The following is a 25,429-nucleotide window of genomic DNA, read 5'->3' on the forward strand; positions in this document are numbered from 1 at the left end:
TATGCAGCGTGGGAGGTTGGTGGTGGACGAGCCACTCGCCAACCGGGTCAGGTCCGGAAGGAAGCAGCCCTAACGAGCCACGGCACGGGTCATCGTGCCAGCCTCCCACCCTTTCTCGCTACGCCGACGACTGTTGATGGGTTGCCTCTTTGGTTGACGCCGCTCATGCGTCCGGTCCAAACTGGCGACTGAGAAAAAGCGGAACAGGAAGAACGGAAGGGTCGCTATGGACACAAAATCCGCCGATGGCGCCTATCGCGTTCTCGCCCGCAAATATCGCCCCCAGAATTTCAACGACCTTATCGGCCAGGAGCCGATGGTTCGCACGCTCAACAACGCGTTCGAGACGGGCCGCATTGCGCAGGCCTGGATGCTTACCGGCGTTCGCGGGGTCGGCAAGACCACCACGGCGCGCATTCTGGCGCGTGCTCTCAATTACAAGACCGATACGATCGACCAGCCGACTATCGACCTTTCCGTGCAGGGCGAAAACTGCCAGGCGATCATGGAAGGCCGTCATGTCGATGTGATCGAGATGGATGCCGCCTCGCATACCGGTATCGACGATATCCGCGAGATCATCGAGCAGGTGCGTTACCGCCCGGTTTCGGCGCGCTACAAGGTCTACATCATCGACGAAGTGCACATGCTCTCCAATCAGGCTTTCAACGGCCTGTTGAAGACACTGGAAGAGCCACCGCCGCACGTCAAATTCATCTTTGCCACCACCGAAATCCGAAAAGTTCCGATCACGGTTCTGTCGCGCTGCCAGCGCTTCGACCTGCGCCGTATCGAATCGGGCACGCTGGCGCAGCATCTGCGCCGCATCGCAGAAGCGGAACAGATCGCGGTGGATGACACGTCGCTCGCCATGATCGCACGCGCAGGCGAAGGCTCGGCACGCGATTCGCTGTCGATCTTCGATCAGGCCATCGCGCATGGCGCAGGCACCGTCACGGCGGAAGCCGTGCGCTCCATGCTGGGCCTTGCCGACCGTGCCCGTATCATCGATCTCTTCGAGATGCTGATGCGTGGCGATGTGGCAGGCGCACTGACGGAATTTCGCGCGCAGTATGATGTCGGTGCCGACCCGTCGGTCGTGCTGACCGATCTTGCCGATTTCAACCATCTCGTGACACGACTGCGTTTCACGCCGGATGTGGCCGAAGACGTGTCCCTGTCGGAAGATGAGCGCGTGCGCGGTCGTGAATTCGCGCAGAAACTTTCTGTCCGTGTGCTGTCGCGCACCTGGCAGATGCTGCTCAAGGGCATTGCGGAAGTCGATACGGCGACGAGACCGGTTCAGGCTGCAGAAATGCTTTTGATCCGGCTTGCCCATGCCGCAGATCTGCCGACGCTGGACGAGGCGATTCGCAGTCTCGACAATGGCTCCGTTTCGGCGCCGCGTCCGCAGCCGGGCAATCCGCGGCCGAATGGCGGCGGTGGTGCGCCGGAAGCGCGTTTTGCCGCCGATGCGGTTGGATCGTCTTCGATGGCTCCAGCTTCCGGTGGACCGGCAACGGCCATGCGTATCGTGGAAACACCGCAGCCGGTTCAGCCGTCAGCCGCACCGCAGCAGTTTGTCGAGAACACGCCGCAGCCTTCGGTGCCGGTCAACAGCTTGCATGATGTCGTCGCACTTGCCGACAAGCACCGCGACATGCAGTTCAAGATTCTGGTCAAGGGTTGCGTGCGCCTTGCATCCATTGCACCCGGGCGGCTCGAAATCGGCCTGACCGATGATGCGCCGAAATCTCTGCCGAGCGATATTTCGCAACGCCTCCTGAACTGGACCGGCATTCGTTGGGTGGTGACGGTCGCGCGTGATGTGGCGGGGCAGACCATTTCGGAGGCGGAAACGGAACGTCGCGACAATCTGGTGACCGACGCCCGCGCCGATCCCGATGTCGCCGCTATTCTCGCGGCCTTTCCGGGGGCAAAAATCACCGACGTGCGCATTGCCGTACCGGAACAGAATGACGACGAGGACATTGACCTCGATGCCGTGGTGGAAACACCGGGCGCACCGTCTGAAGACGACTGATTTACGGAATGATGGAGTGAACCCATGCGTGACATGATGGGCATGATGAAGCAGGCGAAGGAATTGCAGGCCAAGATGAAGGCCATGCAGGACGAGATCGCCACGATGGAAGCCTCGGCGTCATCGGGCGGCGGGCTGGTGACGATCACGCTTTCCGGCAAGGGCACCCTGTCGGCGCTGAAGATCGACCCGTCGCTGATGAAGGAAGAAGAGGTTGAAATCCTCGAAGACCTGATTATCGCGGCGCATAACGACGCCAAGGCCAAGCTCGAAGCGGCCATGGCCGAGAAGACGCAGTCGCTCACCGCCGGTCTGCCGATCCCTCCGGGGTTCAAACTGCCGTTTTAGGGGAATATGGCAATAAGGCAGTAGGGCAGTATGTTTTATCTGCCGGAAACGCCGTTGCCGTTGTTTTCCCTATTGCCTTACTGCCCTACTGCCTTATTGCCTTAAAAGATGTCCAAACGAATAGCCGGTCCTGAAATCGAACGTCTCATCCAGCTTCTGGCCCGTGTGCCGGGGCTTGGGCCGCGTTCGGCCCGTCGTGCGGCGCTGCATCTCATCAAGAAGAAAGAAGCGCTTCTGGTGCCGCTTGGTGGCGCCATGCAGGAAGCTGCCGAAAAGGTGCGCATCTGTTCTTGTTGCGGCAATGTCGATACGTCCGATCCATGCACGATCTGCACCGATGAACGCCGCGATCCGACGACCCTCATCGTGGTGGAAGATGTTTCCGATCTCTGGGCGCTGGAACGGGCGGGCACGATGAATGTGCGCTATCACGTTCTCGGCGGTCGCCTGTCGCCGCTCGATGGCATCGGCCCGGACGATCTCAACATCAAGGGACTGGTGGAACGGGTTTCCACGGGTGAGATCAAGGAAGTGATTCTCGCGGTCAACGCTACCGTCGAAGGCCAGACCACGGCGCATTACATCACCGACCAGTTATCGAGCTTCGACGTTCGTGTCACGCGGCTTGCCCATGGCGTCCCGGTCGGCGGCGAGCTTGATTATCTGGATGAAGGCACGCTTGCTGCCGCCTTGCGGGCAAGAACCACCCTTTAGAACGAATGGAGAAGGCATGGCAGCGGGAAATTGGAAGCATAGCCTGAAGATTGGTCTCGCACTGCTTGCCAGCCTTGCCATTTCTCCCGCCATTGCCGCACCGTCCAAGGCGCAGATTGAAAGCCAGTATCGCAACTGGCTCGAAAAGGACCTTTGGCCGGAAGCGAAGGCAGCAGGCGTATCGCGCGCCGTGTTCGATCAGGCTTTTGCCGGTGTCTCGATCAACTGGAAGCTGCCAGACCTCGTCATCCCCGGCGAAAAGCCTTCGACACCGAAAGAGCAGAAACAGGCGGAATTCGGTGCACCCGGCAAATATTTCAATGCAAAGACGATGGGCGCGGTCACAAGCGGCGGCAAGGCGCGCTATGGCCAATATGCCAATCTCCTGAAGCGCATCGAACAGAAATACGGCGTTCCGGGGCCGATCCTGCTTGCCGTATGGGGCCGCGAATCCGGCTTCGGTACGGTGAAGATTCCCTACAATGCTTATGAGGTTCTGGGCACCAAGGCTTTTATGGCCACCCGCAAGGATATGTTCCGGAAGGAACTGATTGCTGCGCTCGAAATCGCTTCCAAGGGCTATATCAACGAAGCCGCTATGAAAAGCTCATGGGCGGGTGCACTCGGCCAGCCGCAATTCATGCCGACTTCCTATCTGAAACATGCTGTCGATTTCGACGGTGACGGCAAGCGCGACATCTGGAACTCGGTGCCGGATACGCTTGCCTCCATCGCCAATTATCTGAAGCTGCATGGCTGGCGGAAGGGGCGTGACTGGGGCTTTGAAGTGAGCGTTCCGCAGAACGTATCCTGCTCGCTGGAAGGTCCGGATCAGGGCAAGACGATTGCCGAATGGGCAAAGCTCGGCATTACGCGGGTGAATGGCAAACCGTTTCCGGCCAATGAAATGAAGGGCGAGGGCTTTCTGCTCATGCCCGCCGGTCGCTACGGTCCGGCCTTTGTCGTGAGCCCGAATTTCTACGTGCTCAAAGACTATAATATGAGCGATCTCTATGCGCTCTTCATCGGCCACGTCGGTGATCGTATCGCCTATGGCGCGGGCGATTTCAGCCGTGGATGGGGCGACGTCGGCTCCATGTATCGCTCTGATATCGGCGCAATGCAGAAACGCATGCAGGCGCTGGGCTATGATGTCGGCAAGCCGGATGGTCTGCCCGGCTTCAAGACCCGCCGCTCCATCGGCCTGTGGCAGGCGAAGAACGGCATGGCGTCAACCTGCTTCCCGCAGCCAGAATTGTTGCGTCAGCTTCGCTGAGTCTGTCTGCGCAAGATTTGGTTTGTCGTGTTTTATCAATCAGAAAGATATTGAATATCCTGCGGATATAGAGTTTATTCTGGCTGTGTATAGATATTCCGCGCGCAATTAATTTTATTTTTCACAGTGAATATCTGCTTATTTTTGCATTTATTGATTTTTTTGAAAGTAAATATGGGAAATATTGATTATATTTCGAACTCTTCGGAAGAGTTTTTTCATGTTCGTGTCTTAACGGGAGTCGTTGTAAGTTTGTGTATGTCTCGTCTTCTGGCGAGCGTCGCGGGGTTTATACGGCACCCGAAAGATAAGAGATATAATAAAATACAGTTGCTTTGGACATTAAATTTAATTTTCTGGATGATGCGATGGTGGTGGATTATATTAGATCTGAAGGAAAGCGTTGTATTTAATTATTATATTTATATTATGATTGTTTTTTATTCATCTCTTCATTTCTTTATAGTTTTTCTTATTACTCCGGACGACATAGATGAGTACTCTTCATTTGAAGAGTACTTCAATAGAGTAATTAAGATAATTTATATCATATGTATAATTATATCAAGTGATTGCTTTCTGCTTTTTGACTTTGATACTAAAAGTTTATTTTCATTTTTATTCTATTCATCTATTTTTCTTTTTAAATCTTCAGCTTATATTATTGCAATTATGTATAAAGGTATGCAATTTCAACAATTGTTTATAACAATTCTTTTGGTTTTTTCCGCTGTAGATATATTATTAGAGTTTCTGATTTGATGAATTTTTCAGTATTGTAACAAAAGGGGTGAGGCATTTTACTTGCGCGTGTTTCCGATCATATCTGCGAAAATCCGGGTGGCTTTCGTTCTATAGCGATCATTGTGCTGCAGCATGAGAAACTGGCGTTGCGGCAGAGCAAAATCCGCCTTTACCAGTGTTCCGGCAGCAAGATGCGGGGCGGCGACAAGTTCCGATATGGCCGTCACGTAATCACCGGAGCGCACCGCCGAACAGATGGCTTCGTTCGATGGCAGTTCCAGCGCCACATGCAGTCGCGCTGGATTATAACCGGAAGCGCGCATCGCATCCTCGAAAACGCTGCGCGTTCCAGATCCCTGTTCACGCAGAATCCATTTTCCCTCGAAAAGCCGATCCCAGGTGAGCTTGCCGCCCGTACCCCAGTCATGATCGGGGCGCGCCACCAGAATAAGCTGGTCGCTTGCAACCTTACTGATTGATAGCGACGGCGCCTGCACAGCACCTTCGACGAGGCCAATATCGGCGACGCCTTCCTGTGTCGCCTGGGTAACGCTTTCCGTATTGCCAAGCGTCAGTCGCACGTCGATCAAGGGGTAGGCGGCGTGAAACCGTGCCAGAAAGGACGGCAGCCAATAGCTGGCGATGGTCTGGCTGGCATGAATGGCGAGAATGCCCCGTTTGCCGCCACCGAGTTCCGATAGCATCCGCTCGGCAGAGCGGGCGCGCGCAAACGTTGCGCGTGCCTCGTCCAGAAACATGCGCCCGTCACCGGTCAGCTCGATCCGCCGCCCGATGCGGTTGAAGAGCGTCGCTCCGTAGCGATCTTCCATGGTGCGGATGGCCGAACTGACCGCCGAAGGGGTCAGATGCAGGGCTTCCGAGGCTCGCGTGAGGTGCTCACGCTCGGCGACTTCAATGAAAATTCGTAGCTGTTCCAGTGTCATAGCGATGATCGTTCGATTTTATCAAATGAAATATGCCATATAATGAAATGGATTGAACAGGGAAAAGCAGGCATCTAATCAGAAAATAATTCTCATACGAGCATTTCCAGCAAAAGTGCGAAGCGGTTTTGCGCAGGGCAATGCGAAAAATGCAGACAGTCAGATTTGAAATGCTGAAAATGACCTACTCCAAAATCCAGAACATCCTCCCGGGACTTGGCTTGAGCGTCGCCGTTGCTATCGCTGCAATCGGACTCGAAAAAGTCGAGGAACATTATGCAGGACGGGCCTGGCTCGAAGCGCTGGTGATCGCCATCCTCCTTGGCACGGTCGTGCGGACGTTCCTGCGTCCCGGCAAGCATTTCAACAAGGGCATCGGCTTTTCCGCCAAGCTTCTTCTGGAAATTGCAGTGGTATTGCTTGGCGCGTCGATCAGCGCCAGCGCGGTGGTGGCTGCGGGTTCGGGGCTTATTTTCGGTATCGCAGGCGTTGTGGTGCTGGCTATTACACTCAGCTACGGAATCGGGCGTCTGCTGAAGCTTCCGCATCGGATGGCCGTGCTGGTCGCCTGCGGCAATTCCATTTGCGGCAATTCCGCTATTGCCGCAACCGCACCGGTTATCGGCGCGGGAAGCGAGGACGTGGCGGCTTCGATCGCCTTTACCGCTATTCTCGGCGTGGTCGTCGTGCTGCTTCTGCCACTGCTGGTGCCGTTTCTGGGGCTGTCGCACACGCAATATGGCGTGCTGGCGGGCCTGACCGTTTATGCAGTGCCACAGGTTCTGGCGGCCACTGCTCCGGTCGCGACGATCAGTGTCCAGCTCGGCACGCTGGTGAAGCTCGTGCGCGTGCTGATGTTGGGACCGGTCATTCTCGCATTGGCGCTACTTGCCGGAAACAAGGACGCAAACGCCAAGCCTGGCTTCTTCCAGCTTGTGCCATGGTTCATCCTCGGCTTTCTTGGCATGATGGCGCTGCATTCGCTGCACCTGATACCGGAATCGATCCTGCCCGGCATCCAATATGCCTCGACCATCCTTACCATCATTTCGATGGCGGCCCTTGGCCTTGGCGTGGATATCCGCTCTGTGGCGTCGGCAGGCGGTCGCGTCACGCTGACTGCGATACTTTCGCTCGTGGCTCTCGGCACCATCAGCCTTGGCCTGATCCATATCCTCAGCGTTGCTTAAAAAGGCCGGGATGGTTCACATTCCGGCCTTTATTCTCACAAGCGATGGTCAGCTTTTCTTGGCCGCATCAGTCGGCTTTGCGTCGGCTGGTGCATTGGCTGTCTTGCTGGCGTCCTTCTTGTCATCAACGGACATGTTGGAGCGGATCGTCACCACATGTTCCGCCTTGATGAGGGTCAGGTTGGCATCGTAATATTTGCCGTTGCCGAGCTGTTCCAGTGCCAGATCGACATCCTTGTCGATGGCAGGCAGATTGGCTGTCGTTTCGGTTATCACCAGATCAACATCCGCGAGTTTCAGCTCATCCTGAGCCTCTTTCTTGCGGCCATGCTGGATATGTTCATTGGCCTTTTTCAGGTGGGCAGCCTTTTCAGGCGTCAGCTTGTAGTCATCGACCACACCGACTTCCATATCGACCGGCAATGTGCCCGACTGAACTTCGGCGACTTCGTCGGCTGGAGCGCCAGCCGCTTTCATCTTGTCGAGCAGGGATGGAGTGTCTTTCTGCGCCTTGTCCAGATCATCCTTGACCGTCGACAGAATGACCTTGGCCTGGTCGGGTGTTCCCTGAAAAATGGCCAGTCGCGCCAGTGTAACGCCGCGCACCGCTGCGAGGCCATCGCCGGAAATGGCATCCAGCTTCTTGATGGCGTCCTGTTGTGCAGCTTTCGTGCTCTCGGTCGCCGGGGCATTCGGCTTTGCTGCACTTTCGGCGAAGCTTGGCACGGCAAAGGAAGCGCTCAGCAGCGCAGTTGAAAGCAGCATTGCGGTCAGGGTGGTGGTTCTGGAAATCATCTTATGCAATCCGTTCAAAAGTAATTCTGTATAGATATTTTGCTATGAATAGGCGGCTTGGAAGCTTTTATCCTCCACGATTAATGCAGAGAAAGCTTTATTAGTCGCTCACCTGCCGAATTGGAAAAGAATATAATGAATCAATATTGGTGGAGTACGTAAAATTGTGCCGGTTCGTGACCATTTCGTGGCGGAGGAATCACCATAAATTTATTTGATAAAGAAAAAGCCCGCCAGGAGGCGGGCTTTCTCATGTTCGATCGAAGAAGAAAAGATTAGTTCTTTTCCTGCTTCTTCAGAGCGGCACCGAGGATGTCGCCGAGCGAAGCGCCGGAGTCGGACGAACCGTACTGAGCGACAGCTTCTTTTTCTTCAGCGATTTCGAGCGCCTTGATCGAGACCTGCAGCTTGCGGGTCTTCTTGTCGAAAGCGATGACGCGAGCGTCAAGCTTCTGACCGACCGTGAAGCGTTCCGGACGCTGCTCGTCGCGGTCACGCGACAGATCCGAACGCTTGATGAAGCTTTCGAGATCGTGGTCGACGAGACGGACTTCGAGGCCACCGTCGGTAACGGCGGTCACTTCGCAGGTCACAACGGCGTTCTTGCGCAGTTCGCCGGAAGCTGCTGCTTCGCCGACCTTGTCGCCGGAAAGCTGCTTGATGCCGAGCGAGATGCGTTCCTTGTCGATATCGACGTCGAGAACGACAGCCTTGACGACTTCACCCTTGTTGTACTCTTCGATGACCTGTTCGCCCGGACGGTTCCAGTCGAGGTCGGAGAGGTGAACCATGCCGTCAACGTCGCCGTCGAGGCCAATGAACAGGCCGAATTCGGTCTTGTTCTTGACTTCACCTTCAACAACGGTACCGACAGGGTACTTCTGGGCAAAGGTCGTCCACGGATTGTCGAGGGTCTGCTTGAGGCCCAGCGAGATACGGCGCTTGACCGGATCAACTTCGAGCACAACGACTTCGACTTCCTGCGTGGTGGAAAGAATCTTGCCCGGATGGACATTCTTCTTGGTCCACGACATTTCGGAAACGTGGATGAGGCCTTCGATGCCCGGCTCGATTTCAACGAACGCACCGTAGTCGGTGATGTTCGTGACGGTGCCGGTGATCTTTTTGCCGATCGGGTACTTCGCGCCGATGCCATCCCAAGGATCGCTCTCGAGCTGCTTCATGCCGAGCGAGATACGATGGGTTTCCTGGTTGATGCGGATGATCTGCACCTTGACCGTCTGGCCGATGGTGAGGATTTCCGACGGATGGTTGACGCGGCGCCATGCCATGTCGGTCACGTGCAGGAGACCGTCGATGCCGCCGAGGTCAACGAACGCACCGTAATCGGTGATGTTCTTGACGACGCCTTCAACGACCTGACCTTCTTCAAGGTTCTGAACGATTTCCGAACGCTGTTCCGCACGGCTCTCTTCAAGAACGGTACGACGCGAGACAACGATGTTGCCGCGACGCTTGTCCATCTTGAGGATTTCGAACGGTTGCGGGACGTGCATGAGCGGGGTGACGTCGCGGATCGGACGAATGTCGACCTGCGAACGCGGCAGGAAGGCAACAGCGCCGTCGAGGTCGACGGTGAAACCACCCTTGACCTGATTGAAGATGACGCCATCGACGCGCTCGCCATTGGCGAACTTCTGCTCGAGCTTGACCCAGCTTTCTTCACGGCGTGCTTTTTCGCGCGACAGGACAGCTTCGCCCAGAGCGTTTTCGATGCGCTCGACGTAAACTTCCACTTCGTCGCCCGGCTTCAGCGTGCCGTCTTTGCCCTTTGCGCCGAATTCCTTCAGCGGCACGCGGCCTTCGACCTTCAGACCGGCGTCGATGATCGCCATGTCCTTTTCAATGGCTACGATGCGGCCCTTGACGACATAACCTTCAGCAAGGTCGTTCGTTGCAAAGGATTCCGCCAGCAGCGACTCGAAGTCTGCGAGGGATGGATTGAATTCTGACATGAATACTCCTGGTGCATCCGGAAAATTCATCGGATGCGGCGCCGGGGGTTAGTGTTGCGTTATGCCCGACCTCGGCCCCGTCTTTGCAGACAACCGGCGCGTGGAACGCGAAGTCAGGCTTTTCAGTATGAGTGCAGCCTATATAGGTCCGAACTCAAGATAATCCAGCTTTTCGGGGCATAATGAGATCCAAAAAGTCTAAAAACTTGTCGGTTTCATCCCCGATGCTGCGCCAAAGCATGATCGATCAGCTTTTTTGCGGCCAGAAATGCCGCTTCTATACTCATTTCGCTCGTATCTAGCAAGTGCGCGTCTTCAGCGGGCCTCAGCGGAGAATCGATGCGGTTCGTGTCGCGTTCGTCGCGTTTCCTGAGGTCCGCCAGGATTTCCGCGAAATCTGCCTTCTCGCCGCGTGCCACGATTTCTTCAAAGCGACGCTCGGCGCGCACTTCCGGCGACGCCGTGACGAAGAGCTTTATGGCTGCATCGGGACAGACGACAGTGCCGATATCGCGCCCGTCAAGCACGCTTGAGGGCAGGGCATTGGCGAAATTGCGCTGCGCTTCGACAAGCGCACGTCTGACCTTCGGCATGACCGCGACCTTCGACGCCGCTTCGCCGATCGCATGAGCGGAAAGGACCGCCTTGTCCATCTCGCGCAGATCGAGATTGAGCGCGGCGTCAGCCGCCACCGCTTCATCATCGAGCGGCAGCCCCTTGTCGATCAGCGCCTTGGCCACAGCGCGATAGGTCAGCCCTGTATCCAGATGCGGCATGCCGTAGTGAATGGCAATGCGCCGGGCAAGGGTTCCCTTGCCCGAGGCGGCCGGTCCGTCGATAGCGACGATGAACGGCGTCATCGCGCGTCGCTCAGTTCGATCTTGGCGCCCAGTCCCGGCATCATGTCCATGAATTCGGGGAAGGACGTGGCGATCATGGTGCTGTCGTCAACCGTCACCGGCTTTTCCGATGCAAGGCCCATGACGAGGAAGCTCATCGCGATGCGGTGATCGAGATGGGTTGCGACAGTGCCACCACCCAGTCCCTTGCCGTCGGGACGACCGCGGACCGTCAGCGACATCTCGCCTTCGGTGCAATCGACGCCATTGGCTTCAAGGCCGCGTGCAACCGCTGCCAGACGATCCGATTCCTTGACGCGCAGTTCGTCGAGACCGTCCATCACAGTTTCGCCTTCCGCGAAGGCCGCGGCGATGGCCAGAACCGGATATTCATCGATCATCGACGGAGCGCGTTCCGGCGGAACGACAACGCCCTTCAGCTTGGAGGCCTTCACGCGCAGATCGGCGACATCCTCGCCGCCGGCAAGACGGGCATTGAGCACTTCGATATCGGCGCCCATTTCCTGCAACGTCAGGATCAGGCCGGTACGGGTCGGGTTCATCAGCACGTTGCGGATGGTAACATCCGAACCTTCGACCAGAAGGGCGGCAACGAGCGGGAAAGCCGTTGACGACGGATCACCCGGTACGTCGATGGTCTGGCCGATAAGCTTGCCCTGTCCGGTGATGCGGATATGGCGCACGCCGTCCTTGTCGGTTTCAACCGAAAGATCGGCGCCAAAGCCCTGCAGCATCTTTTCGGTGTGGTCGCGGGTCATGACCGGCTCGATGACGGTGGTAACGCCCGGCGTGTTGAGACCGGCGAGCAGCACGGCGGATTTGACCTGTGCGGATGCCATCGGCACGCGATAGGTGATCGGATTGGCCGTCTTGGGGCCGATCAGCGTCAGCGGCATGCGGTCGCCTTCGGCTGCTTCCACCTGAACGCCCATTTCACGCAACGGGTTCAGCACGCGACCCATCGGGCGCTTGGAAAGCGAGGCATCGCCGATAAAGGAGGTTCTCATGTCATAGGTGCCGACAAGGCCCATGGTGAGGCGCGCACCGGTTCCGGCATTGCCGAAGTCGAGCGCTGCTTCGGGCTGCAACAGGCAGCCGTTGCCGACGCCATTGATGATCCAGGCATCGCCATCCTTGCGGATTTTCGCGCCCATGGCCTGCATGGCGCGACCGGTATTGATGACGTCTTCGCCTTCCAGAAGGCCGGTGATGCGGGTTTCACCCGATGCAAGGCCGCCGAACATGAAGGAACGATGCGAGATGGATTTGTCACCCGGAATGCGAATTTCGCCCGTAAGTGCCTCCGAGCGGCGGGCGGTTGCTGGTTTCGGGGGTGCAGAATGGGACATGGATTTTTCACAGTCACATTTTTGGCGCGGACACGCGCCGGGATTGAGAGATAAGCCGGGCTTCCCTAGCATAGTAATATTGTGCGGTCATCCGCGAATACGCGGTGCGGATGAAACCCATAATCAGGAGGGAGAGCCAAGAGTCTGCACATCCCTTTGCGTTTGGCTTTGACAAACGCGCCAAATTGCGTTTATGCACCGGACAACAATATAAACGCGCTTAAGACTTGCCCCTTGCCATATGGCTCCATGAACAGCATGGTGAAGGGCTATATGCTTCAAGGCAGGCATTCCGGCGCGATTTTATGAATTTGTGTCCCCGTGCGAATTAACGAGGCTAGACGTGGCAAAAGCTGAACTTGGTACCAAGCGTATCGACCCGGAAACGGGCAAGAAATTTTACGATCTCAATCGCGACCCGATCGTTTCGCCTTACACCGGCATTTCCTATCCGCGTTCCTATTTCGACTCCACGCTTGAAAGCCGCGTTGTCGAAGAGGAAACCGAAGAGGAAGAACTGGATACGGCACTCGAAAAGCCGGAATTCGTCTCTCTCGAGGATGCCGACGACGAAACCAAGGGCAGCGGCGACGACCTGCCGGATATGGACGACGACGATGTCGATCTCGGCGACGACGATGAAGACACCTTCCTCGAAGAAGAGGAAGACGAGGACGACGACATGTCGGGCATTCTCGGCGGCGGCGTCGGCGGTGAAGACGAGGAAGGCTGATCTGTTACACAGGTCAAGACCGGATGCTTTTGCGAGGCGACCTTCGGGTCGCCTCGCTGCGTTTGGAGCATATCCCGGATGAGGCTTCGGCGTGATCTGTGAATTATTTTCGGCAGATGTGAAAAGAGTTGCGATTTAGCTCTTGATCTTCTGACAAACGCCATTTAATAAGCCGCCACACCGGGCAGCAAGTCCTGCCTGATGCGCCTCGAAAGAGGTCTGATGGGGCCATAGCTCAGCTGGGAGAGCGCCTGCATGGCATGCAGGAGGTCAGCGGTTCGATCCCGCTTGGCTCCACCAAATGTTTCTTCTCAACTAACCAGAACGGACACCGTCATCGGTCGGCACAATGGCTGTCGGTGGACAAAGCCTGTCCAAGCGCTATGTCATTTCCCATGACTGAGATGATATTGGCGACATTCGACTGGGTTCCCAAAATGCCGCGTGGCTTCGTCCGCGATCTTCGCGTGCGCTGGGCGCTGGAAGAAGCCGGATTGCCCTATCGTGTCGAAGGCGTTCCATTCAAGAATCGCGGGCCGGAACACTTCACCCATCAGCCTTTCGGGCAAGTGCCATGGCTGATCGACGGTGATATGTCGGTCTTCGAAAGCGGCGCCATCCTGCTTCATATAGCCGAGAAGAGCGATGCGCTGTTGCCGCCTGATCCGAGGGCACGCAACGAGGTCATACAATGGCTGTTCGCGGCGTTGAATTCGGTCGAAATGGCCGCCTTGCCGCTCGCCCTTTATAAATTCACCGGTGATGAGGAGCAGACGCCGGGGCGTCAGCTCATGGACAGCTTCCTTGCCGGTCGGCTGGCGCACATGGAGCAGGCGCTGTCAGGCCGCGAATGGCTGACGGATCAGTTTTCGGTTGCCGATATTCTGATGGCCGACGTGTTGCGTCTGGTTGACCATTTCGACGGTCTGGCGCAGCATCCGGTCTGCCGGGCCTATGTCGGGCGCGCGACGGCACGGCCGGCATTCCAGAAAGCCTTTACCGACCAGATGGAACATTTTGCTGCAGCGGACTGACGCTCTTATTGAAATTAGCATGATGGCGCTATTTCCCGCTCAAGTTGCACTCGACAATTCCTAAAAAATTGCTAAACAGAAATTGTGTGAAGTAGTTCCAGTGTTTTCAAATGAAAAGACTCCAAGATTTTGATGGGTTGCGGTTTTTATTATGTATAGGAATCGCAATTTTCCATTTTTCTTTCCGGGTTCCGGTAAATGATGAGATTCTGAATTCTTTTATATTAACATTTGCTTATTTTACCGATGTCTTTTTTATTGTTTCTGGATTGTTTCTGGCAAGAAGACAAAATTATCTCTGGAGCTGGCCGCGTTATGTAGCTTTCGTTGGGAAGCGGCTCGCGCGGATTTATCCGCTGCACGTGGTGACCTTCTCCTGTTTCGCGCTTCTTTCTGTCCTGACAGCAGCGGGAATTCTGCATCCTCTGGTCGAACCCAGCATGAGCTGGCGAGACGGGCTGACCCAGTTACTGCTGATTCATAATTGGGGTTTGGGGCGCACCTTGTCCTACAATTATGTCAGCTGGTCGTTGAGTGCCCTTTTTGCCATGTATCTCGCTTTTCCGCTGTTCGATATGTTGTGCCGTCGTTTCGGGAGCTGGGTTCTCGTCGGTGTGATGGCTGCAGCCGTGGGCGGTGATTATCTGGCGCAACAGCTTGGCGTATTGTCACTCACACGCATTCAATTGTCCGATGCCGGGGTCTTGCGAGCCTTGCCTTCGTTTGTCTTTGGAATGTGGCTTGCTCGCCGGGAACATCCACCGATGCCGGCATCGGCAATCAAGGCATTGCTTGCCACTTGCCTGATTGTCTTTCTGTTCTATCACCCGGCAAACGGGCCGGACGAACCGCACACGCTTGAAGGCCCCTGGCGGCTGGCCTTCCTCTATGCGGGTGTCTATGTGCTTTATGCCGCATCCACTCGGGGCATTTATACACCGCTGCAATGGCGCGGATTCACAAGGCTTTCCCGTTACAGCTTCGGCATCTTCATTCTCCATCCTGCGGTCGGAATGGTTTTCTTCAAAGCTGCTCCGGAACGATGGGGCGAGGCGACGGCAGGCGCGGTCCTGCTCATCGCTGCAGGTGTTCTTGCAAGCGTGTTGACTGCCATTGCCTCTTACCACCTGTTCGAAAATCCCGTTCACCGCTGGCTGGTGAAAAGAATTGACGCATGGGTCAGCAGATCGGAAGGCTCAAGCGGGTTTTCTGGTTCCACGCGCGACGGCCTGCCCGTCTCCCGATAGGCAGGCATCCTCACCGGATCGATCAGGCGGTGCGCGACGTACCGCTGTCCTGCCGCATCAGATAGAGCGATGCGCCGATGATCAGGGCCGCTCCCGGCCAGAAGTTGATGCTTGGCGCTGCTGCAAACACGATCCAGCCGAAGATCACGTTGATCGGCAGTCTCAGGTCATCGAACGGTTGCAGATAGACCGCATCCGCTATCGAATAAGCTGCCGTCTGGAAATATTGGGCGAGAGCTGTGAATGCGCCGATGACGATCAATATGGACCAGATTTCGACGTCCGGCGCGGTGATTGCGGACATGCTTAAGCCGGATGCCAGCCAGAGTGCCGCGTTGATGGGCGTGAGCAGTACCAGCATATAGGCCGAAATGCTGGCGGGCTTTTCGAAACGGGTCAGATATTTGGTCATCACCGAATAGCCGGCCCACAACGCCGCGGCCAGAATCGGCAGGAGCGAATAGACCGTATAGGAATCCGACCAGGGTGCGATGATGATCAGCGCGCCAATAAATCCGGTGAATGTGGTCAGCAGCCGTGCCGGCGTGACCTTTTCCTGCAGAAAGAGCCGTGCGCACAGGATGACGAAGAATGGCGATGTCATGGACAGCGCGACCACCTGCCAGATCGGCACATGGGTCAGCGCATAAATCCAGACCTGTACGCCAGCGGCAGCCAGCGCGACGCGCATGACGTGAAGACCGAAATGGCTGGTACGCAAGGCTCTCGTGCCGTCGCGAACGAGCAGGGGCAAGGTCAGCACTAGCGCGATCACATATTGCCAGAAGGCGATGATGACGGAGGGAATACCGGTACGCGTTCCCGCCCATTGGGTGGCGACATTGACGGCGGCATAGGCCGAACAGGCCGCGACCATCAGCGCTGCTCCGCGTATGGTCGGTTTCAAAGTTGGCGAAGAGGCAAGTTGGCTCAACGGTTTCTTCCTTCGGAGCATTTTGCAGCCAAATGGAAACATTTGACGTCGCATAAATGCGGCAAAACAAATGGACAGAGCGTTCCGCTTCAGGCGGAACTTGCTCTGGCAAGCCTGTTACCTCAGGGTACGGGAAGAAAGACTGCAGGACGAAGACGGCAAGCCGTCCAGCCGAGCATGATTCCAACCTCGTTCTCTCTCATCCGGACTATGACCGTCGGCTTCGGAATTGCACCGAATCTGCTGACCCTGACACGTCTGCCGTGTCAGGCGCTCGCGGGCTTCGGACACTTGGTCCGTTACCGCCGGTGGGGAGTTTCGCCCCGCCCTGAGAACTGGATATTTCGTTTGCACCGAAGGACATCAGGATGAACTCCGACGCGGGCTGTAGTTATGTTACGCTTTCCCATAAAGCAAGGTGCAGGTTAGATTCTGCCTGCCTGTCCGGCAATCACAATTGAGTGCAGGGCAACACAAGGGATGAGCCTTTGATAGCCAAGTCACGGGAAAAGCATGGACGTATCGGAAACTCTCTTTTAGAAACTCGTGTCGGAGTTGATCGAGAGAGGGTCTAATTCCACATGGTTCTGGGAGGAATGATGAGCACCAACGCAGTCCCCACGCAGTTTTCGCATGACCATCCGCTATGGCAACCGGATGCGGGGCGCATCGCCGCCAGCAATCTGGAGCAATTCCGTATTCGCGCAGAACAGCGCACGGGCTTGAGCCTGCCGGATTATGCCGCGCTGCATCGCTGGTCGGTCGAGGATCGCGGCGGCTTCTGGCAGCTTGTGTGGGATTTCTGCGAGGTTATCGGCGAGCGTGGCAAAACGGCCCTTGTCGATAAAGGCCATATGCGTGACGCAAAATTCTTCCCCGAGGCACGGCTCAACTTTGCCGAAAACCTGTTGCGCCATGAGGGTGGCGAGGAAGCCATCGTCTTTCGCGGTGAGGACAAGATCGAGCGCCGCCTGACATGGGACGATCTTCACGCGCTGGTCTCGAAACTCCAGCAATTCATGCTGGCGGAAGGGGTTCAGCCGGGCGACCGCGTGGCGGGCATGATGCCCAATATGCCGGAGGCGGTGGCCTTGATGCTGGCCGCTTCGTCCATCGGTGCCGTCTGGTCGTCCTGCTCGCCGGATTTTGGCATACAGGGCGTGCTCGACCGCTTCGGCCAGATCGAACCAAAGCTTTTCTTCGCCTGCGATGGCTACTGGTACAATGGCAAGCGCATCGAAGTTGCCGACAAGGTTGCTGAGGTGACGGCAAAGCTGCCGGGGCTGAAACGTGCGGTCATTGTCACCTATCTCGGCGAAGCGGAAGCCGTTGCTGACCGCGCTGAAAAGGGAATTGCGCTTGATGTGGCTCTGGAACCGTTCAAGGCCAAAGACGTCGAGTTCACGCGGCTCCCTTTCGATCATCCACTTTGTATCCTGTTTTCGTCCGGCACGACGGGCATTCCGAAATGCATTGTACATCGCGCAGGCGGCGTGCTGTTGCAGCACCTGAAGGAACACCGCCTGCATGCGGATATCCGTGATGGCGACCGTTTCTTCTATTTCACCACTTGCGGATGGATGATGTGGAACTGGCTGGCTTCAGGCATAGCATCGGGCGCCACGCTTCTGCTCTATGACGGTTCGCCCTTCTATCCCGATGGCAATGTGCTGTTCGATTATGCCGCCGCCGAGGGTATGACTTATTTCGGCACTTCGGCGAAATTCATCGACGCGGTGCTGAAAGCCGGTTTGAAGCCCGGCGAGACACATGATCTTTCAGCGCTGCGCACCGTCTCCTCGACCGGCTCGCCGCTATCGCCGGAAGGCTTTGCCTTCGTCTATGAAGCGATCAAGCCGGACGTGCATCTCGCGTCCATTTCCGGCGGTACGGATATCGTGTCCTGCTTCGTACTGGGCGTTCCGACCGAACCGGTCTGGCTGGGCGAAATTCAGGGTGCTGGCCTTGGCATGGCAGTCGATGTCTGGAACGACGATGGCAAGCCGGTGCGCCGCGAAAAAGGTGAGCTGGTCTGTACCAAGGCATTCCCTTGCATGCCGCTGCAATTCTGGAACGATCCTGAAGGCGCGAAATATCAGGCCGCCTATTTCGAGCGTTTCGACAATATCTGGTGCCATGGCGATTTTGCCGAATGGACCGAGCATGACGGCATCGTCATCCATGGCCGCTCCGATGCGACACTCAACCCCGGCGGCGTGCGTATCGGTACGGCGGAGATTTACAATCAGGTCGAACAGATGCCGGAGATCGCCGAGGCGCTCTGTATCGGGCAGGATTGGGATAATGACGTGCGGGTGGTGCTGTTCGTGCGCCTCGCCGAAGGTGTGGCGCTGGACGACGACCTCAAGGCACGCATCAAGACCAAGATTCGTACTGGTGCCACGCCGCGCCACGTTCCGGCAAAGATTGTGGCGGTCCGGGATATTCCGCGCACCAAGTCGGGAAAAATCGTGGAGCTCGCCGTGCGCGATATCGTGCATGGGCGCGATGTGAAGAATCGCGAGGCGCTGGCAAACCCGGAAGCGCTGGAGCTTTATCGCGATATTGCCGAGCTTCATGAGGATTGATTTGATTACCCTCCAATTGCTTGGAGTTGCCGGATAACGGGCGCAACAAAATTTCGTTATCCGGTAATAAATAGCCACAGAACGCCACGCAAAGCCATTGCCTAATTGGTCGCCACGGGACACTCTGGCCGGAACATAGCCGTCTTGCAAAAGATGGACACCGGGCAGAACTTGTGGAGGACGAGTATGTTTGCATCGGGCATGAATTTCGGTCTTGGCGAGGAGATCGAAGCCCTTCGCGATACGGTGCGCCGTTTTGCGGAAAGCCGCATTGCGCCGCTGGCCGCTGAAACCGACCGCAACAATGCATTTCCCATGCATCTCTGGCGTGAACTGGGTGAGCTTGGCGTACTCGGCATTACGGCGCCAGAAGAATATGGCGGCGCTGGCATGGGCTATCTCGCCCATTGCATTGCGATGGAAGAAATCAGCCGCGCTTCCGCTTCCATCGGCCTGAGCTACGGCGCGCATTCCAATCTCTGCGTCAACCAGATCAAGCGAAACGGTTCTCCCGAGCAGCGCGCGAAATATCTGCCAAAACTTATTTCCGGCGAGCATGTCGGCGCGCTCGCCATGTCTGAGCCGGGTGCGGGTTCCGACGTCGTTTCGATGAAACTTGCCGCCGAGAAACGCGGCGATCGTTACGTTCTCAACGGAAACAAGATGTGGATCACCAACGGCCCGGATGCCGATGTGCTGGTGGTCTATGCCAAGACAGATCCGTCGGCAGGTCCGCGCGGCATCAGCGCCTTCATCGTTGAAAAAGGTTTCAAGGGGTTCTCGACCGCGCAGAAGCTCGACAAGCTTGGCATGCGCGGTTCCAACACCTGCGAACTGGTGTTCGAGGATTGTGAAGTGCCTGCCGAAAACCTGCTGGGCGAAGTCGGCAAGGGCGTCAATGTGCTGATGTCCGGTCTTGACTATGAACGCGTGGTGCTGGCGGGTGGTCCGCTCGGCATCATGGCGGCCTGCCTCGATGTCGTGGTGCCCTATGTGCATGAGCGCAAGCAGTTCGATCAGCCGATTGGCGAGTTCCAACTGATGCAAGGCAAGCTTGCCGACATGTATGTGACCTTCAACGCCTCGCGCGCCTATACCTATGCGGTGGCGGCTGCCTGTGACCGGGGCGAGACGTCGCGCAAGGATGCGGCGGGCTGCATTCTCTACACGGCGGAAAATGCCACGCAGATGGCGCTTCAGGCGATCCAGTCTCTCGGCGGCAATGGCTACATCAATGATTATCCGACGGGCCGCCTTTTGCGCGATGCGAAGCTCTATGAGATCGGTGCGGGCACATCGGAAATCCGGCGCATGCTGATCGGACGGGAACTCTTTCAGGAGACCCGTTGATGGCAGTTCTGAAATCGGAAATCTCGACGCGCAGCGCCAGCTTCGAGGCTAACCGCAAGGCGATGCTGGCGGCGATCGACGTGGTGGGTGAAGCTTCCCAGATTGCACTCGATGGCGGTGGCGAGAAAGCGCGCGAGCGCCATGTCGCGCGTGGCAAGCTTCTGCCGCGCGAGCGGGTGGCGCAACTGCTCGATCCGGGGGCGCCCTTTCTGGAAGTGGGGCTGACGGCAGCGCATGGCATGTATGGCGGGGCGGCCCCTTCGGGTGGCATCATCACCGGCATCGGGCGCGTATCGGGCCGGGACTGCATGATCGTCTGCAATGATGCGACGGTGAAGGGCGGCACCTATTATCCGGTCACGGTCAAGAAGCATCTGCGCGCGCAGGAAATCGCGGGCGAGAACCGTCTGCCCTGCATCTATCTGGTCGATTCCGGCGGGGCCAATCTGCCCAATCAGGATGAGGTGTTCCCGGACCGCGACCATTTCGGGCGCATCTTCTACAATCAGGCGCAGATGTCGGCGGCAGGCATTCCGCAGGTCGCCGTGGTCATGGGGTCGTGCACGGCAGGCGGTGCCTATGTGCCTGCCATGAGCGACGAGACGGTGATCGTGCGCAATCAGGGCACGATCTTTCTGGCCGGTCCGCCGCTGGTGAAGGCTGCAACCGGCGAAGTGGTGACGGCGGAAGATCTCGGCGGTGGTGACGTGCACACAAGGCTTTCCGGCGTGGCCGACCATCTGGCCAATGACGACGCCCATGCATTGCAGATTGCGCGCGCCATTACCGCCAATCTCAACAGTAAGAAGCGTGAGTTTATCCCGCGCGGCGATAGTGCTGCACCCCTCTATGATCCGGAGGAAATTCTGGGCGTCGTTTCCGCCGATACGCGCATTCCCTATGATGTGCGCGAGGTTATCACGCGGCTGGTCGATGGTTCGGATTTCGATGAGTTCAAGGCACGCTACGGCACCACTTTGGTCTGCGGTTTTGCCAGCGTCTATGGCATGCCGGTCGGGATCATCGCCAATAACGGCGTGCTGTTCTCCGAAGCGGCCTTGAAGGGCGCGCATTTCATCGAGCTTTGCTGCCAGCGCAACATTCCACTGGTGTTTCTGCAGAACATCACCGGCTTCATGGTCGGGCGCAAATATGAAGCCGAGGGCATTGCGAAACATGGCGCCAAACTGGTGACGGCGGTGGCGACGGCCAATGTACCCAAGATCACCATGCTGATTGGCGCTTCCTATGGTGCGGGTAACTACGGCATGGCGGGGCGGGCCTATTCGCCGCGCTTCCTGTGGACGTGGCCGAACAGCCGCATTGCGGTGATGGGCGGCGAACAGGCGGCAGGCGTGCTGGCAACCGTCAAGCGCGACGGGATCGAGCGCACCGGCGGCACGTGGTCGGCGGATGAGGAAGCGGAGTTCAAGCGCCCGACGCTCGAAATGTTCGAACGCCAGAGCCATCCGCTTTATGCCTCTGCCCGACTTTGGGATGACGGTATCGTTGATCCGCGCAAGAGCCGCGAAGTGCTTGGCCTGTCGCTTTCCGCCACGCTGAACGCACCCATCGAGCCGACGCGCTTTGGTTTGTTTAGAATGTAAAAGGGCCGTCAGATGTTCAAAAAGATACTGATTGCCAATCGCGGAGAAATTGCCTGCCGGGTCATTCGCACGGCGCGGGAATTGGGTATTGCCACCGTCGCAATTTATTCCGATGCGGATGCCAATGCGCTTCATGTCGAGATGGCCGATGAGGCGGTGCGCGTCGGCCCTGCCATTTCTGCGCAAAGCTATCTGAATGTCGAGGCTATCATCAAGGCTGCGAAGGAAACCGGCGCGGAGACAATCCATCCGGGCTATGGGTTTCTCTCCGAAAATGCCGGTTTCGTGGATGCCGTCGAGGCGGCGGGGCTTGTCTTCATCGGCCCATCGGCCAAAGCTATTCGCGCCATGGGGCTGAAGGATGCCGCCAAAGCATTGATGGAAAAGGCAGGTGTGCCGGTTGTTCCGGGCTATCACGGCGATAATCAGGATGGAGCCTTCCTCAAAAGCGAGGCGGACCGCATCACCTATCCCGTGCTCATCAAGGCACGTGCAGGCGGTGGCGGCAAGGGCATGCGCCGCGTCGATCAGTCGGTGGATTTCGCAGCGGCGCTGGACAGCGCGCGGCGCGAGGCGGAAGCCTCTTTCGGCGATAGTGCCGTGCTGGTCGAAAAATACATGACCAAGCCACGCCATATCGAGGTGCAGGTCTTCGGCGATAATCATGGCAATGCCGTGCATCTGTTCGAGCGCGATTGTTCGCTGCAACGCCGCCACCAGAAGGTGATCGAGGAAGCACCTGCGCCCGGCATGACGCCGGAAATGCGCGCCGCCATGGGCGAAGCGGCGGTGAAGGCGGCTTTGGCCATTGGCTATTGCGGCGCGGGCACGGTGGAGTTCATCGCCGATGTTTCGGAAGGTCTGCGGCCGGACCGCTTCTTCTTCATGGAAATGAACACCCGCCTGCAAGTGGAGCATCCGGTGACGGAAGCGATTACCGGCCTCGATCTGGTCGAATGGCAATTGCGCGTTGCTTCCGGCGAAGTCTTGCCGAAACGACAGGATGAACTTTCCATAGATGGCTGGGCGTTCGAGGTGCGGCTTTATGCGGAAGATCCGGCGCGGGATTTTCTGCCTGCAACCGGCAAGCTTGCTCTGTTCGCACCGCCTGAAAATGCCCGTGTCGATTCCGGTGTGCGAACCGGCGATACGATCACGCCGTTCTATGATCCGATGATCGCCAAGATCATCGCTCATGGTGCAACGCGCGATGAGGCACTGAACCGGCTTGATGCGAGCCTGAACAAGACCCGGATTGCGGGCCTCGTCACCAATCGCCAATTTTTGTCGGCGCTTTGCGATCTTAAAGCTTTCCGTACAGGCGATGTCGATACCGGCCTGATTGCACGCGAGACGGCGACACTGTTTGCCGATAAGCAGCCTTCGGATATCGCATTTGCGCTGGCTGCACTCGGCGCGCTCGATCTTCTGGATGCGCCAGCAAAGGATGATCCATGGTCGAGCCTGCGCGGGTTCCGGCTTTGGGGTGAGGCATCGCGCTCGGCCCTTATCGATCATCATGGCGAGCGCCACACGGTCAGCTTCACGACCATGGGTGACAGGCATTTCGGCTTTGCTTTCGGCACTATCGAAATCCGTTTCCATGAAAACGGGCTGGTTCGCTTTGCTGTTGATGGCTGCGTGTCGGAGGCGTCCGTCGTGCGCATCGGACACGATGTGACGGTGCAACTCGAAGGTCGCGACACCATATTTCATCATGTGCAGTCTGTTGGCGCGGAAGAGGATGCTTCGAGCGAAAGCCGCATCCTGTCACCGATGCCGGGACTGGTACGACTGGTTTCCGTCGTGGAGGGGGCGAGCGTCGCCAAGGGCGATCCGCTGGTAACGATGGAAGCGATGAAGATGGAACTGTCACTGACCGCGCCGCGCGACGGCAAGGTTGCGTCCGTAACTGTTGTAGCGGGCGATCAGGTCAATGAAGGCATCCTTCTTGTAGAACTGGAGGAAGAACATGGCTGAACACGTAGAAATCGTTGAAATGGCTGCGCGTGATGGCCTGCAAAATGAAAAGCGGTTTGTGCCGACAGCGGACAAGATCGCGCTGATCGACCGCCTGTCCGATTGCGGCTATGCCCGCATCGAGGCAACGAGTTTCGTTAGCCCGAAATGGGTGCCGCAACTGGCGGATGCCGCAGAAGTCATGGCCGGGATTCGCCGTGCTGATGGCGTGCGCTATTCGGTGCTGGTGCCCAACATGAAGGGCTATGAAGCTGCCGCCGCTGCAAATGTTGACGAGATTGCGGTTTTCATTTCCGCCTCGGAAGGCTTTTCGAAAGCCAATATCAATTGCACGATCGCTGAAAGCATCGAGCGGCTGTCGCCGGTCATCGGTGCTGCGATCAATGATGGTCTGGCCATTCGCGGCTATGTGAGCTGCGTCGTGGAATGCCCTTATGACGGGCCGGTGGCCCCGCAAGCGGTTGCCGATGTGACCGAACAGCTCTTCTCGCTCGGCTGTCACGAAGTAAGCCTCGGCGATACGATCGGGCGTGGCACGCCGGACAAGATTGCAGCCATGCTGGATGCCGTTCTGGCCATTGCGCCTGCGCACAGCCTTGCCGGCCACTATCACGACACGGGCGGGCGGGCCCTCGACAATATCCGCGTCAGTCTGGAGAAGGGCTTGCGCGTGTTCGATGCTTCGGTTGGTGGGCTCGGCGGCTGTCCTTTCGCGCCGGGCGCCAAGGGCAATGTCGATACGGTTTCCGTCGTCGAAATGCTGCATGGATTGGGTTTTGAAACCGGCCTCAATCTGGACAAGCTAAAGTCGGCGGCCTTGTTCGCGCAGGCGCTGCGTCAGGACAAAGCCGCATGAAGGCGTTTGACACCATCCAGATTGCGATAGACCAACGCGGCGTTGCGACACTGACGCTCAACCGTCCAGAGCAGCATAATGCGCTATCCGGTCGGATGATCGATGAGCTTCTGACGGCGACGCTGCATCTGGCGGATGATGACGCCGTGCGCCTCGTGGTCCTGACCGGCAATGGCACCAGTTTTTGTGCAGGCGGTGATCTGGGATGGATGCAGGAGCAGGTGAAAGCCACACGCGCGCAGCGCATTGAAGAAGCGCGCAAGCTCGCCCTCATGCTGAAAGCATTGCGCGATTTGCCAAAACCGCTGATCGGGCGCATCAACGGGCAGGCCTATGGCGGCGGCGTCGGCCTCATCAGCGTCTGCGATGCTGCGATCAGCGTTTCCGGCGCGCGCTTCGGGCTGACGGAGACGAAGCTCGGCCTGATACCGGCCACCATCAGCCCTTATGTGGTAGCGCGCATCGGTCAGGCGAATGCGCTGCGCACATTCACTTCGGCGCGACTGTTCGATGCCGAGGAAGCACGGCGGATCGGGCTGGTGCATGACGTGGTCGAGGCGGAACGTCTCGATGCGGCGGTGGAGGCGGAGATCAAACCCTATTTTGCCACCGCGCCTGCAGCGGTTGCCGCCTCCAAGAGGCTGGTTCATGCGCTGGGCGCGCCGATAGACGAGGCCGTCATCGAAATGACGCTGACCCGTCTTGCCGATACATGGGAAACGCCAGAGGCCGCGGAGGGAATCGCGGCCTTTTTTGCGAAGAAATCACCATCATGGAAGGGAGGGAACTGAACATTTGGGAGGAGCCGATTTTCGTTGTAGTTGCGGGCACTTGGCCCCTTGCAATCGGAAGCCGGAAAT

The 25,429-nt window shown here is 57.4% G+C and carries 20 protein-coding genes, 1 tRNA gene, 1 other RNA gene and 1 riboswitch; of the genes, 16 read left to right on the forward strand and 6 right to left on the reverse strand.

Features of this window, described 5'->3' with window-relative positions; translation table 11 throughout:
* Window positions 1-11 precede the first annotated feature (11 nt).
* From ffs to OANT_RS00130, 5 genes are all read left to right on the forward strand, one after another.
* Window positions 12-109, forward strand: an RNA gene (gene ffs / locus OANT_RS25125) — signal recognition particle sRNA small type.
* A gap of 117 nt (window positions 110-226) precedes the next feature.
* A complete protein-coding gene (locus OANT_RS00115) occupies window positions 227-2,044 on the forward strand; it encodes a DNA polymerase III subunit gamma/tau (RefSeq protein ID WP_011982262.1) in 1,818 nt (605 codons plus the stop codon).
* A 24-nt stretch (window positions 2,045-2,068) separates the two neighbouring features.
* Window positions 2,069-2,392: a YbaB/EbfC family nucleoid-associated protein gene (locus OANT_RS00120; RefSeq protein WP_010657829.1), complete on the forward strand. Its 324-nt coding sequence runs from the start codon at window positions 2,069-2,071 to the stop codon at window positions 2,390-2,392.
* Between the two features lie 108 nt (window positions 2,393-2,500).
* Entirely contained in the window at window positions 2,501-3,106 is a 606-nt protein-coding gene (gene recR, locus OANT_RS00125; RefSeq protein ID WP_010657830.1) for a recombination mediator RecR, read from the forward strand.
* 16 nt (window positions 3,107-3,122) lie between these two features.
* The gene (locus OANT_RS00130) at window positions 3,123-4,382 is read left to right on the forward strand and encodes a lytic murein transglycosylase (protein ID WP_011982263.1); all 1,260 of its coding nucleotides are present in this window, start codon (window positions 3,123-3,125) and stop codon (window positions 4,380-4,382) included.
* 800 nt (window positions 4,383-5,182) lie between these two features.
* Here the strand turns inward: OANT_RS00130 and OANT_RS00140 are convergent.
* Window positions 5,183-6,070, reverse strand: a complete 888-nt coding sequence (locus OANT_RS00140) for a LysR family transcriptional regulator (protein WP_011982265.1) — start codon at window positions 6,068-6,070, stop codon at window positions 5,183-5,185.
* A 170-nt stretch (window positions 6,071-6,240) separates the two neighbouring features.
* On the opposite strand from OANT_RS00140, the gene OANT_RS00145 reads away from it, so the two are divergent.
* Window positions 6,241-7,260 (forward strand): YeiH family protein, encoded by a 1,020-nt coding sequence (locus tag OANT_RS00145; RefSeq protein ID WP_172488794.1) that lies wholly within the window; start codon window positions 6,241-6,243, stop codon window positions 7,258-7,260.
* 48 nt (window positions 7,261-7,308) lie between these two features.
* On the opposite strand, the gene OANT_RS00150 is transcribed toward OANT_RS00145, so the two are convergent.
* The 4 genes from OANT_RS00150 to aroA form a co-directional block, all read right to left on the reverse strand.
* Complete coding sequence (locus OANT_RS00150; RefSeq protein ID WP_011982267.1) at window positions 7,309-8,055, reverse strand: YfdX family protein; 747 nt, start codon at window positions 8,053-8,055, stop codon at window positions 7,309-7,311.
* Between the two features lie 275 nt (window positions 8,056-8,330).
* On the reverse strand, window positions 8,331-10,031 hold the full coding sequence (gene rpsA, locus OANT_RS00155; protein ID WP_010657835.1) for a 30S ribosomal protein S1: 1,701 nt from the start codon (window positions 10,029-10,031) through the stop codon (window positions 8,331-8,333).
* A gap of 215 nt (window positions 10,032-10,246) precedes the next feature.
* Window positions 10,247-10,891 (reverse strand): (d)CMP kinase, encoded by a 645-nt coding sequence (cmk, locus tag OANT_RS00160; RefSeq protein ID WP_010657836.1) that lies wholly within the window; start codon window positions 10,889-10,891, stop codon window positions 10,247-10,249.
* A complete protein-coding gene (gene aroA, locus OANT_RS00165) occupies window positions 10,888-12,240 on the reverse strand; it encodes a 3-phosphoshikimate 1-carboxyvinyltransferase (RefSeq protein WP_011982268.1) in 1,353 nt (450 codons plus the stop codon). Before aroA ends, cmk begins: the two co-directional genes overlap by 4 nt.
* A 343-nt stretch (window positions 12,241-12,583) precedes the next feature.
* On the opposite strand from aroA, the gene OANT_RS00170 reads away from it, so the two are divergent.
* The 4 genes from OANT_RS00170 (at window position 12,584) to OANT_RS00185 (ending at window position 15,254) form a co-directional block, all read left to right on the forward strand.
* The gene (locus OANT_RS00170) at window positions 12,584-12,973 is read left to right on the forward strand and encodes a TIGR02300 family protein (RefSeq protein WP_010657838.1); all 390 of its coding nucleotides are present in this window, start codon (window positions 12,584-12,586) and stop codon (window positions 12,971-12,973) included.
* 224 nt (window positions 12,974-13,197) lie between these two features.
* A tRNA-Ala gene (locus OANT_RS00175) sits at window positions 13,198-13,273 on the forward strand.
* A gap of 95 nt (window positions 13,274-13,368) precedes the next feature.
* Entirely contained in the window at window positions 13,369-14,007 is a 639-nt protein-coding gene (locus OANT_RS00180) for a glutathione S-transferase family protein (protein WP_029926094.1), read from the forward strand.
* Window positions 14,008-14,117: 110 nt separating this feature from the next.
* Entirely contained in the window at window positions 14,118-15,254 is a 1,137-nt protein-coding gene (locus OANT_RS00185) for an acyltransferase family protein (RefSeq protein WP_011982271.1), read from the forward strand.
* Between the two features lie 22 nt (window positions 15,255-15,276).
* On the opposite strand, the gene OANT_RS00190 is transcribed toward OANT_RS00185, so the two are convergent.
* Window positions 15,277-16,188: a DMT family transporter gene (locus OANT_RS00190; protein ID WP_255412123.1), complete on the reverse strand. Its 912-nt coding sequence runs from the start codon at window positions 16,186-16,188 to the stop codon at window positions 15,277-15,279.
* Window positions 16,189-16,375: 187 nt separating this feature from the next.
* A riboswitch (FMN riboswitch) is annotated at window positions 16,376-16,528 on the reverse strand.
* 259 nt (window positions 16,529-16,787) lie between these two features.
* Here OANT_RS00190 and OANT_RS00195 point away from each other — a divergent pair.
* The 6 genes from OANT_RS00195 to OANT_RS00220 all read left to right on the forward strand — a co-directional run bounded on the left by OANT_RS00195 (window position 16,788) and on the right by OANT_RS00220 (window position 25,360).
* On the forward strand, window positions 16,788-18,776 hold the full coding sequence (locus OANT_RS00195; protein ID WP_011982273.1) for an acetoacetate--CoA ligase: 1,989 nt from the start codon (window positions 16,788-16,790) through the stop codon (window positions 18,774-18,776).
* A 201-nt stretch (window positions 18,777-18,977) separates the two neighbouring features.
* A complete protein-coding gene (locus OANT_RS00200) occupies window positions 18,978-20,126 on the forward strand; it encodes an isovaleryl-CoA dehydrogenase (protein WP_172488795.1) in 1,149 nt (382 codons plus the stop codon).
* Complete coding sequence (locus tag OANT_RS00205) at window positions 20,126-21,733, forward strand: carboxyl transferase domain-containing protein (protein WP_011982275.1); 1,608 nt, start codon at window positions 20,126-20,128, stop codon at window positions 21,731-21,733. Before OANT_RS00200 ends, OANT_RS00205 begins: the two co-directional genes overlap by 1 nt.
* A gap of 12 nt (window positions 21,734-21,745) precedes the next feature.
* Complete coding sequence (locus OANT_RS00210; protein WP_011982276.1) at window positions 21,746-23,713, forward strand: acetyl/propionyl/methylcrotonyl-CoA carboxylase subunit alpha; 1,968 nt, start codon at window positions 21,746-21,748, stop codon at window positions 23,711-23,713.
* Complete coding sequence (locus OANT_RS00215; protein WP_011982277.1) at window positions 23,706-24,569, forward strand: hydroxymethylglutaryl-CoA lyase; 864 nt, start codon at window positions 23,706-23,708, stop codon at window positions 24,567-24,569. Before OANT_RS00210 ends, OANT_RS00215 begins: the two co-directional genes overlap by 8 nt.
* Window positions 24,566-25,360, forward strand: coding sequence for a crotonase/enoyl-CoA hydratase family protein (locus OANT_RS00220; RefSeq protein WP_011982278.1), 795 nt, complete (start codon window positions 24,566-24,568; stop codon window positions 25,358-25,360). Before OANT_RS00215 ends, OANT_RS00220 begins: the two co-directional genes overlap by 4 nt.
* The last annotated feature ends 69 nt before the right edge of the window (window positions 25,361-25,429 follow it).

The organism is Brucella anthropi ATCC 49188 (genome assembly GCF_000017405.1).
Classification (GTDB): Bacteria; Pseudomonadota; Alphaproteobacteria; order Rhizobiales; family Rhizobiaceae; genus Brucella; species Brucella anthropi.